Source organism: Vreelandella azerica, assembly GCF_013112225.1.
Classification (GTDB): domain Bacteria; phylum Pseudomonadota; class Gammaproteobacteria; order Pseudomonadales; family Halomonadaceae; genus Vreelandella; species Vreelandella azerica.
Window position 1 is genome coordinate 1 of the sequence record NZ_JABFHI010000017.1, and the last position, 8,388, is coordinate 8,388.

The 8,388-nt window shown below is 53.2% G+C and carries 7 protein-coding genes and 6 pseudogenes; 8 read left to right on the forward strand and 5 right to left on the reverse strand.

Going from position 1 to position 8,388, the window contains the following annotated elements; translation table 11 throughout:
- The 4 genes and pseudogenes from HLB35_RS16730 to flgL (HLB35_RS19065) form a co-directional block, all read left to right on the forward strand.
- On the forward strand, positions 1-237 hold a 237-nt coding region (locus HLB35_RS16730), incomplete at its 5' end, for a hypothetical protein (RefSeq protein ID WP_216601615.1).
- A 982-nt stretch (positions 238-1,219) separates the two neighbouring features.
- Positions 1,220-1,423, forward strand: coding sequence for a hypothetical protein (locus HLB35_RS16150; protein WP_171703376.1), 204 nt, complete (start codon positions 1,220-1,222; stop codon positions 1,421-1,423).
- A pseudogene (locus HLB35_RS16155) lies at positions 1,404-1,745 on the forward strand (flagellar basal body rod C-terminal domain-containing protein); the annotation flags it as partial. The gene HLB35_RS16150 and the pseudogene HLB35_RS16155, both read left to right, overlap by 20 nt.
- Positions 1,745-3,035 (forward strand): annotated as a pseudogene (gene flgL, locus HLB35_RS19065) (flagellar hook-associated protein FlgL). The pseudogenes HLB35_RS16155 and flgL (HLB35_RS19065), both read left to right, overlap by 1 nt.
- A gap of 97 nt (positions 3,036-3,132) precedes the next feature.
- Here flgL (HLB35_RS19065) and HLB35_RS16165 read toward each other — a convergent pair.
- The 3 genes and pseudogenes from HLB35_RS16165 to HLB35_RS17740 all read right to left on the reverse strand — a co-directional run bounded on the left by HLB35_RS16165 (position 3,133) and on the right by HLB35_RS17740 (position 4,300).
- Positions 3,133-3,762: pseudogene (locus HLB35_RS16165) on the reverse strand (flagellar biosynthetic protein FliR).
- A 131-nt stretch (positions 3,763-3,893) separates the two neighbouring features.
- Complete coding sequence (gene fliQ / locus HLB35_RS16170; protein WP_171703206.1) at positions 3,894-4,163, reverse strand: flagellar biosynthesis protein FliQ; 270 nt, start codon at positions 4,161-4,163, stop codon at positions 3,894-3,896.
- Positions 4,160-4,300, reverse strand: a complete 141-nt coding sequence (locus tag HLB35_RS17740; RefSeq protein WP_235937294.1) for a hypothetical protein — start codon at positions 4,298-4,300, stop codon at positions 4,160-4,162. The genes fliQ (HLB35_RS16170) and HLB35_RS17740 overlap by 4 nt, the downstream gene beginning before the upstream one ends.
- A gap of 65 nt (positions 4,301-4,365) precedes the next feature.
- Between HLB35_RS17740 and HLB35_RS16175 the strand changes: the two genes are divergently transcribed.
- From HLB35_RS16175 to fliR, 4 genes and pseudogenes are all read left to right on the forward strand, one after another.
- Positions 4,366-4,557, forward strand: coding sequence for a flagellar biosynthetic protein FliO (locus HLB35_RS16175; RefSeq protein ID WP_328732324.1), 192 nt, complete (start codon positions 4,366-4,368; stop codon positions 4,555-4,557).
- Between the two features lie 105 nt (positions 4,558-4,662).
- A pseudogene (gene fliP / locus HLB35_RS16180) lies at positions 4,663-5,361 on the forward strand (flagellar type III secretion system pore protein FliP).
- Between the two features lie 30 nt (positions 5,362-5,391).
- A complete protein-coding gene (gene fliQ / locus HLB35_RS16185) occupies positions 5,392-5,661 on the forward strand; it encodes a flagellar biosynthesis protein FliQ (RefSeq protein ID WP_171703206.1) in 270 nt (89 codons plus the stop codon).
- 81 nt (positions 5,662-5,742) lie between these two features.
- A pseudogene (gene fliR / locus HLB35_RS16190) lies at positions 5,743-6,458 on the forward strand (flagellar biosynthetic protein FliR).
- Positions 6,459-6,522: 64 nt separating this feature from the next.
- Here fliR and flgL (HLB35_RS16195) read toward each other — a convergent pair.
- Both flgL (HLB35_RS16195) and HLB35_RS16200 read right to left on the reverse strand, forming a co-directional pair.
- Positions 6,523-7,821 carry a flagellar hook-associated protein FlgL gene (gene flgL, locus HLB35_RS16195; protein WP_171703377.1) on the reverse strand — a complete coding sequence of 433 codons (1,299 nt, stop codon included), beginning with the start codon at positions 7,819-7,821 and terminating at the stop codon, positions 6,523-6,525.
- A gap of 15 nt (positions 7,822-7,836) precedes the next feature.
- Positions 7,837-8,388 (reverse strand): annotated as a pseudogene (locus HLB35_RS16200) (flagellar basal body rod C-terminal domain-containing protein); the annotation flags it as partial.

Below are 8,388 nucleotides of genomic sequence, written 5' to 3' on the forward strand. Positions count from 1 at the left end.
ATGGTGCGGTGGTCAACCGCAGATAGCCCGCAGCAGGGCGCTGAAACCACCAGAATCGGCGGCTGCCAGCCGACCACGCTTTGTGACAAATTGGTGGCAGGTGTGCGGACCCTTGGCCAACTGGAAGCGGGTACCTTGCTGGCCCAATCACGCGTAAACTTGACCCTCGATGTCACTAACTATCAGACAATCTTCAGCCCGATGAAAATGGAAAACCAACACTCTTCAATGGGTTAGCATTTCGATACCACCCCAAGTACCTCAACTATACTTGATAATAATGTCATGTGTCTATCATTATAGCTTGGAAACCACAATTAATTTGACTCAAGCAGGCTCGAGGCGTGCAGATCAATGATATCGAGCGCCAGTTCAATCGCTTTGTGGCGGATCAGCAACGATGCCAAAACGCAGTCCAGCACCACCAGAGTACGAAAGGCAATAAACCAGTTGAATCATCCACAGCGAAATCGATGACTCTTACTATCTGTTTCTTACCATGAAGACCTTTCAGTGCCCCTCAGACTAACCACTTATCGGCCTTGACTGCTCGAACGATGACGACCCGGTTCAGTTCGTTCAGCCATCTTGCGGGACAAGCTTAACGTTAACAGATCTGAATTAATGTCCCAGATCAATAGCACCACTGATCAGATTACCAGTTGAACCAGCGTTGACTGCCCTGGCATAAACATTGCTTACCATAGCATGTTAAACCAGCGTGACCATCTGATATCGAACTGAACCAAAGTGATGATTCAGTCTCAGATATCCCGGATGGTAAATCCTATAACGTCAGCCTGCCGAATGGTCAGCCGTTGGTGGTAGGTACTAATGCGCTGAAGCTTGAACCGGTAGCGTCAGGGCTGGATCCTCAACGGACGGTAGTTGGCTATCGAGATACTTAATGGCAAGGTGACTGAGCTGGATGAAAATCTTATTCAGGGCGGACAGCGGCCTGAGGCGGTTTCGCCAGAGACTTTGGATAAACCAGAATGGTGGCCCAGTTAGCCATACATCGCTGCTACAGCGTTTAATGAACAGCATAAATCAAACTGTCGATCGAACGGTGGTGGTAGAACTTCCTGTGCAGTCACCGCAAACTGGCTATCAACAAAACTCGGCAACGGTCGTAATCTGCCACCGGGATCAGCCAGCAATGATGACCTGACATCGTCACACCGCCACTTACAACGCGGATGACAATGAATTTAGGGTAGTGCGTAACGACAGCGGCAAGCCTGCAGAAAACTTTAACTGGGATGCCTCACTGACGTTTGGTGGCGTCAGCATTGAATTCAATGGCCCCTGGCCGACAGACAAGTTTGAAGCCCGCCGGTACGCCGGTGGTGCAGGCATGAACCTCAATATCGATGATGTTGATAAAATAGCGGGCGGGCTTGGAAGCGTCGCCTGGCGATAACCGCAACGTGCTGGAGTTACAGGACTTGCAGAGTAAGCCGATTGTCGGCGGAAATGCATCAGTCAGCAGCGCCTACGGTGGGATTGTCAGCGATGTGGGCAACCGTACCAATATTACCCAGGTGAACCTTGATGCCCGCCAAGGGCTGACGGATCAATTGCGTGCCGTTCAGCAATCCGAATCCGGGGTTAACCTTGATGAAGAAGCGGCTAACCTGATTCGCTACCAACAGTACTATCAGGCGAATGCGCGAGTGATTGATTCGGCAACGACGATCATGGATACCATTCTCGGTGCAGTTAACCCAGGAGCTAAGCTATGATGCGTATCAGTTCGGTCACCATGTTTGAGCAGAGTTCGGCATCGATTAACCGTCAGCAAACCGATTTTCTTGAGGTTAGCCAGCAGATCGCCAGTGGTCGTCGTGTGGTTAACCCTTTCGATGACCCTCAGGCGGCTTCGCGTGCCGTTCGGGTAGACCAATCCAAGGCGGTGGCAGAGCAATATGCAGAGGGCGTGTCAGCGTGCGTAACTCGCTTTCCCAGACCGAGAGCATCCTCAATAGCGTCAGTGATGCGGTGACCAGCGCCAAGACGCTGCTGGTGCAGGCATCCAGCGACACCTTAAGCGATGCTGACCGTCAATCTGTGGCCAGTGAACTGCGCGGCGTTTACGAAACCATGATTGGTCAGGCTAACGCGACCGACGGCAATGGCTGTTATCTGTTCGGCGGCTATGCGGAAAGCGCACTCTTTTGTCAAAAACACCGATGGCAATGTGGAATATAAAGGCGACAGTAATATCCGTGAACAGCGTATCGACGCGTCACGTCGCATGCCTGCCGCAGAGAATGGAGAGACAATTTTTCAATCAGTGCCCAGTGGCGCAGGCTATGTAGCGGAAGCAGTCAAAACGGATGCCAGCGGTAGCCCATTGACAGGCCCGGCAGCACGTAATGATGGCAGTGTGACGTTTAACGGCCCGCAAGTGGTTGATGTGAATAATGCCGATTATGGCGACAGCTTCAGATTGAATTTCGCTGAAGATGCTGCGTCAGGAGAGCCTACGGTAAGCGTTCAGCGCTTTGAAAGTGGCACTTGGGCAGCCTACGACCCTGCTGGGGATGGAGTCTGACGGAGGCAGCCTACACAGAGGGTGAAAGTCTGTCCTTTGGGGAGTGGAAGTCACCCTGAGCGGTAGGCCGGAAAGCGGCGATCAGATTCTGATATCCCAAGCAGGCAGTGAGCAGCGAGAGCCGAACCTGTTCAGAACCATGGAAGAAGCGATCCGGTGTTGGAAACCCCGCCGAAACCGATGCCGAGAAAGCAGATCTGCGTAATACCCTGAATACCTCCATGCGCGATCTGGATAATTCCTGGATAACGTCCTGACCGTACGCGCCTCTGCAGGTGCACGCCTCAACGAACTGGATGTCGTGGATTCAGTAGGCAGCAACCGGATGCTCAACTATGAACAGACACTGTCAGATCTGGTAGACCTGGATTACGTGGAAGCCATTTCAGAATACAGCCTCCGTCAAGTAGGCCTGCAGGCCTCACAGCAGGCCTTTGTGGATATCAAGGGTTCAACGCTGTTTGACTATCTGCGTTAACCAATCTATGAAATCTGATCTAAGTATTGACATAAAAAGCCCCAGTCTGGGGCTTTTTTTATGGTTAACCCCCGCTTGCGCCATCAGTTCGATCAGTTCATGCAGAAACATCAGGCCGTCGCTGAAAAGTCGTTCCAGGAAGCGTTGCAGGTCGGTCATGACAACCATCAATAGAATGATGCCGACGATCAGGATGTGGAAAACCGATATTAAAGACGGTGAGCTGTGGCGCTGAGCGATTCAGAATCCCTAGGCCCAAGCTGATGATCAGCAGGGGCGCCATAATAGGCAGCGCCATTAGCATGCCAGAGGCAAAAATGGTGCCGCCGTAGCGGGCAACAATCTCGAAGGCATTAGCGTTGAGCGTGTTGATACCAATGGGCAAGCTTTGAAAGCTCATCACCAGGGTTTCAAGCACCATCAAGTGACCATTCAGGGCGACAAACATCAGTAGCGTAATCATATAAAAAAAAATACGCGACAGTACCATGATGTTGGTACCGCTGGCAGTATCAAAAGCTGGCAAAAGCCAGTCCCATATTCAGGCCAATAAATTCCCGGCGGCCTGAACAACGGCAAAGACAATCCGCATGACCAGCCCAATCGCCACGCCAATCACAATCTGTTCGGCAATGATGCCCACGCTTGCCCAAGACATCAGCGGTGTTTCCGGCATGGGTGGCAGTACAGGGGCAATGACCACGGCAATAACGGCTGCCAAGGCCACTTTGGCCTGATTGGGAATGCTTGAGTGCCCCCAGACGGGGAGGCCGCCATAAAAGCGGTGATGCGCACAAACGGCCAGAAAAAAGCCACAAGCCAGGCCTGCAACTGGGCGAAGGTGACTTCAACCATGGCCTACATCACCATGGCGGGTAGTTCAGCAAACAGCCGTTGTGTGTAGTCCATGATTACTTGCAGCATCCAGGGGCCGGCCAGTACCAGGGTGGCAAACACGGCCAGAATTTTGGGAATGAACGTCAGAGTCATTTCGTTGACCTGAGTGGCTGCCTGAAAAAGGCTGATGATCAAGCCCGTTAACAGCGCCACTAGCAGCAAGGGGCCGCCCAGCAGTAGGGTGACCCTCATACCTTGGTAGGCAATGCCCATCACCATTTCGGGTGTCATGAGACTACCTGATCGCCAGCACCGACGCGCGGCGCGCTAAAGTTTTCTGCCAGCGAACCGACAAGATGCCAGCCGTCCACCAATACAAACAGCATCAATATGGCGCCCTTCTGAAACGGTGGGGGCACCATCGTCATGGCGCCCGCACAGGTTTTGGTAGCACAGCGGTGGGCAATCGTGAACGGGTCGTGGTGAAACTGAGATGGAAGGCACCTGGCTGGTCTTGGGCGTCGGCAATGGCCAGGTCAGCAAGCTGCATGAACTGCCCGCGCCGCCAGACATGCATCGCGATGATAGCGAAGAACCCTTCGCCCAGCGCTTTGCCCACGCCATCAAACGACAAGGTGGCACCACCATGTTTTCTGATTCCGACAAGTCCGATTCAAGTTCATGAGCCAGCGGATACCGACGATTTTTCTGCGACGCACTGCGCCTCTCACAGTCTCTAGTACCCAGCCAATGCTCGGGTTATGGGCCTGCTTGGCCATTATGCTGCTGCTTGCCGGATATCAGCGTTGCTCAACAGCTGCCGGGGATTATCAGCGAACCCATGGAAGACGGTGGCCAGCAGTGGTCAATATCGCTGCAAACCCTGCTGTTTCTCAGTTCGCTGGCCTTTCTGCCAGCCATGCTGCTAATGATGACCAGCTTTACGCGCATCATCATTGTGCTGAGCCTGCTGCGCACCGCCATGGGCACCCAAGCAACACCGCCCAATCAGGTATTGCTCGGAATAGCGCTTTTTTAACCTTCTTATTATGTCACCCGTCCTTGACCAGGTGTATCAGACCGCTTGGGTGCCGCTTTCCGAAGAGCAGATCAACTTTGAAGAGTTTTTGGTCGTGGCTCAACAGCCTTTTCGTGAGTTCATGCTGGCACAAACCCGTGAGCCTGATATTGCCCTCTTTGCACGCCTGGCGGATATAGGCCCCATGGAAGGCCCAGAAGATCTGCCGATGCGCGTCTTGTTGCCCCTCTTTGTCACCAGCGAGCTGAAAACTGCTTTCCAGATCGGTTTCACGATTTTCATTCCCTTCCTGATTATCGACCTGGTGGTGGCCAGCACCTTGATGGCATTGGGCATGATGATGGTGCCCCTATCACCATCTCACTGCCGTTCAAATTGATGCTGTTTGTATTGGTGGACGGCTGGCAGCTGATTGTCGGTTCGCTGGCAGAAAGTTTTTATATGCTTTAGCGCGCCGCGCGTCGGTGCTGGAGTTGTCTCATGACACCCGAAATGGTGATGGGCATTGCCTACCAAGGTATGAGGGTCACCCTACTGCTGGGCGGCCCCTTGCTGCTAGTGGCGCTGTTAACGGGCTTGATCATCAGCCTTTTTCAGGCAGCCACTCAGGTCAACGAAATGACTCTGACGTTCATTCCCAAAATTCTGGCCGTGTTTGCCACCCTGGTACTGGCCGGCCCCTGGATGCTGCAAGTAATCATGGACTACACACAACGGCTGTTTGCTGAACTACCCGCCATGGTGATGTAGGCCATGGTTGAAGTCACCTTCGCCCAGTTGCAGGCCTGGCTTGTGGCTTTTTTCTGGCCGTTTGTGCGCATCACCGCTTTTATGGCGGCCTCCCCCGTCTGGGGGCACTCAAGCATTCCCAATCAGGCCAAAGTGGCCTTGGCAGCCGTTATTGCCGTGGTCATTGCCCCTGTACTGCCACCCATGCCGGAAACACCGCTGATGTCTTGGGCAAGCGTGGGCATCATTGCCGAACAGATTGTGATTGGCGTGGCGATTGGGCTGGTCATGCGGATTGTCTTTGCCGTTGTTCAGGCCGCCGGGGAATTTATTGGCCTGAATATGGGACTGGCTTTTGCCAGCTTTTTGATACTGCCAGCGGTACCAACATCATGGTATTGTCGCGTATTTTTTATATGATTACGCTACTGATGTTTGTCGCCCTGAATGGTCACTTGATGGTGCTTGAAACCCTGGTGATGAGCTTTCAAAGCTTGCCCATTGGTATCAACACGCTCAACGCTAATGCCTTCGAGATTGTTGCTCGCTACGGCGGCACCATTTTTGCCTCTGGCATGCTAATGGCGCTGCCTATTATGGCGCCCCTGCTGATCATCAGCTTGGGCCTAGGGATTCTGAATCGCTCAGCGCCACAGCTCACCGTCTTTAATATCGGTTTTCCCACATCCCTGATCGTCGGCATCATTCTATTGATGGTTGTCATGACCGACCTGCAACGCTTCCTGGAACGACTTTTCAGCGACGGCCTGATGTTTCTGCATGAACTGATCGAACTGATGGCGCAAGCGGGAGGTTAACCATAAAAAAGCCCCAGACTGGGGCTTTTTTATGTCAATACTTAGATCAGATTTCATAGATTGGTTAACGCAGATAGTCAAACAGCGTTGAACCCTTGATATCCACAAAGGCCTGCTGTGAGGCCTGCAGGCCTACTTGACGGAGGCTGTATTCTGAAATGGCTTCCACGTAATCCAGGTCTACCAGATCTGACAGTGTCTGTTCATAGTTGAGCATCCGGTTGCTGCCTACTGAATCCACGACATCCAGTTCGTTGAGGCGTGCACCTGCAGAGGCGCGTACGGTCAGGACGTTATCCAGGGAATTATCCAGATCGCGCATGGAGGTATTCAGGGTATTACGCAGATCTGCTTTCTCGGCATCGGTTTCGGCGGGGGTTTCCAACACCCGGATCGCTTCTTCCATGGTTCTGAACAGGTTCGGCTCTCGCTGCTCACTGCCTGCTTGGGATATCAGAATCTGATCGCCGCTTTCCGGCCTACCGCTCAGGGTGACTTCCACTCCCCCAAAGGACAGACTTTCACCCTCTGTGTAGGCTGCCTCCGTCAGACTCCCATCCCCAGCAGGGTCGTAGGCTGCCCAAGTGCCACTTTCAAAGCGCTGAACGCTTACCGTAGGCTCTCCTGACGCAGCATCTTCAGCGAAATTCAATCTGAAGCTGTCGCCATAATCGGCATTATTCACATCAACCACTTGCGGGCCGTTAAACGTCACACTGCCATCATTACGTGCTGCCGGGCCTGTCAATGGGCTACCGCTGGCATCCGTTTTGACTGCTTCCGCTACATAGCCTGCGCCACTGGGCACTGATTGAAAAATTGTCTCTCCATTCTCTGCGGCAGGCATGCGACGTGACGCGTCGATACGCTGTTCACGGATATTACTGTCGCCTTTATATTCCACATTGCCATCGGTGTTTTTGACAAAAGGGGGTGCGCTTTCCGCATAGCCGCCGAACAGATAACGGCCATTGCCGTCGGTCGCGTTAGCCTGACCAATCATGGTTTCGTAAACGCCGCGCAGTTCACTGGCCACAGATTGACGGTCAGCATCGCTTAAGGTGTCGCTGGATGCCTGCACCAGCAGCGTCTTGGCGCTGGTCACCGCATCACTGACGCTATTGAGGATGCTCGGTCTGGGAAAGCGAGTTACGCACGCTGACACGCGCCTCTGCATATTGCTCTGCCACCGCCTTGATTGGTCTACCCGAACGGCACGCGAAGCCGCCTGAGGGTCATCAGAGGGGTTAACCACACGACGACCACTGGCGATCTGCTGGCTAACCTCAAGAAAATCGGTTTGCTGACGGTTAATCGATGCCGAACTCTGCTCAAACATGGTGACCGAACTGATACGCATCATAGCTTAGCTCCTGGGTTAACTGCGCAGACCGAGAATGGTATCCATGATCGTCGTTGCCGAATCAATCACTCGCGCATTCGCCTGATAGTACTGTTGGTAGCGAATCAGGTTAGCCGCTTCTTCATCAAGGTTAACCCCGGATTCGGATTGCTGAACGGCACGCAATTGATCCGTCAGCCCTGGCGGGCATCAAGGTTCACCTGGGTAATATTGGTACGGTTGCCCACATCGCTGACAATCCCACCGTAGGCGCTGCTGACTGATGCATTTCCGCCGACAATCGGCTTACCTGCAAGTCCTGTAACTCCAGCACGTTGCGGTTATCGCCAGGCGACGCTTCCAAGCCCGCCGCTATTTTATCAACATCATCGATATTGAGGTTCATGCCTGCACCACCACGGCGTACCGGCTGGGCTTCAAACTTGTCACCGTCGGCCAGGGGGCCATTGAATTCAATGCTGACGCCACCAAACGTCAGTGAGGTGCCATCCCAGTTAAAGTTTTCTGCAGGCTTGCCGTTGTCGTTACGCACTACCCTAAATTCATTGTCATCCGCGTTGTAAGTGG

What these genes read in the sequence shown, in the direction of transcription:
- fliQ (WP_171703206.1), bottom strand. Translation starts at nt 4,163, where the DNA reads ATGACACCCGAAATGGTGATGGGCATTGCCTACCAAGGTATGAGGGTC.
- HLB35_RS16175 (WP_328732324.1), top strand. Translation starts at nt 4,366, where the DNA reads ATGGAAGGCACCTGGCTGGTCTTGGGCGTCGGCAATGGCCAGGTCAGC.
- flgL (WP_171703377.1), bottom strand. Translation starts at nt 7,821, where the DNA reads ATGATGCGTATCAGTTCGGTCACCATGTTTGAGCAGAGTTCGGCATCG.
- fliQ (WP_171703206.1), top strand. Translation starts at nt 5,392, where the DNA reads ATGACACCCGAAATGGTGATGGGCATTGCCTACCAAGGTATGAGGGTC.
- HLB35_RS17740 (WP_235937294.1), bottom strand. Translation starts at nt 4,300, where the DNA reads ATGACGATGGTGCCCCCACCGTTTCAGAAGGGCGCCATATTGATGCTG.